The sequence below is a fragment of the Streptomyces sp. NPDC000229 genome (assembly GCF_040300825.1).
In the GTDB taxonomy this organism is placed as follows: Bacteria; Actinomycetota; Actinomycetes; order Streptomycetales; family Streptomycetaceae; genus Streptomyces.
In genome coordinates this window covers 1-1,183 of record NZ_JBEPEL010000170.1, presented here as the reverse complement: position 1 = coordinate 1,183, position 1,183 = coordinate 1, and the positions used below count along the sequence as shown (strand labels likewise).

The 1,183-nt window shown below is 77.6% G+C and carries 1 pseudogene; it reads left to right on the top strand.

The features are described from left to right. Nucleotides 1-81 precede the first annotated feature (81 nt). Nucleotides 82-1,131 (top strand): annotated as a pseudogene (locus tag ABT360_RS35305) (helicase-related protein); the annotation flags it as partial. Between the last annotated feature and the right edge of the window lie 52 nt (nucleotides 1,132-1,183).

The window sequence follows — 1,183 nt, the reverse complement described above, 5'->3', positions numbered from 1 at the left end:
AGTGGTGGTACGGCAGCGGCGGCGCGGGTGGCGCGGGGCGTTCGCCCGTGGGGTGTGGGCGGCGGGTGAGCTGGCTGTCACGGCCGGGGTGCGCGGGTGCTGGTCGCCGAGCCGCGGCGGATCGCGGCGCGGGCGGCGGCCCGGCGGATGGCGTGGCTGCTGGGCGAGCGGATGGGCGGCCGGGTGGGTTTCACGGTGCGCGGCGAGCGGGTCGTGTCGCGCGAGACGGTCGTCGAGGTGGTGACGACGGGTGTGCTGCTCCAGCGGCTCCAGCGGGACCAGGAGTTGGCCGGGGTGGACGTGGTGATCCTCGACGAGTGCCATGAGCGGCACCTGGACGCGGACACCGCCGCCGCGTTCCTGCTGGACGTACGGGCGGCGCTGCGGCCCGAGCTGCGGCTGGTCGCCGCGTCGGCGACGACCGACGCGGAGGGCTGGGCCCGGCTGCTGGGCGGGGCGCCGGTGGTGGAGGCGGAGGGCACGGCCCATCCGGTGGAGGTGGTGTGGGCTCCCCCGGCGTCGTCCGTGCGGCCGCCGCACGGGATGAGGGTGGACCCGGCCCTGCTGGCCCACGTGGCGTCGGTGGTGCGCAGGGCGCTGGCCGAGCGCCCGGGGGACGTGCTGTGCTTCCTGCCCGGTGCGGGGGAGATCGCGCGCGTGGCGGGTCTTCTGGCGGGCCTGGACGTGGAGGTGCTCCAGGTGCACGGGCGGGCGCCCGCGTCCGTGCAGGACGCGGTGCTCTCCCCCGGCCACGGCCGCCGGGTGGTCCTGGCGACGTCGGTGGCGGAGTCGTCGCTGACCGTGCCGGGAGTGCGGGTGGTGGTGGACTCGGGGCTGACCCGTGAACCACGTGTGGACCACGCGCGGGGCCTGGGTTCGCTGACGACGGTGCGGGCGTCCCGGGCCGCCGCCCGGCAGCGCGCGGGCCGGGCGGGGCGCGAGGCGCCGGGCGTGGTGTACCGGTGCTGGACGGAGGCGGAGGACGGGCGCCTGCCGCGGTTCCCGGCACCCGAGATCCAGGTGGCCGACCTGGCCGCCTTCGCGCTCCAGGCGGCCGCCTGGGGCGACCCGGACGCGGCGGGCCTGGCGCTGCTGGACGCGCCGCCTGAACCTCTGCGCAGCCCTTCGCGCGCCCTTCGCTCGAATGGGTGATCCGGTTCACGCTGAGCGAGAGCAGGTCAGC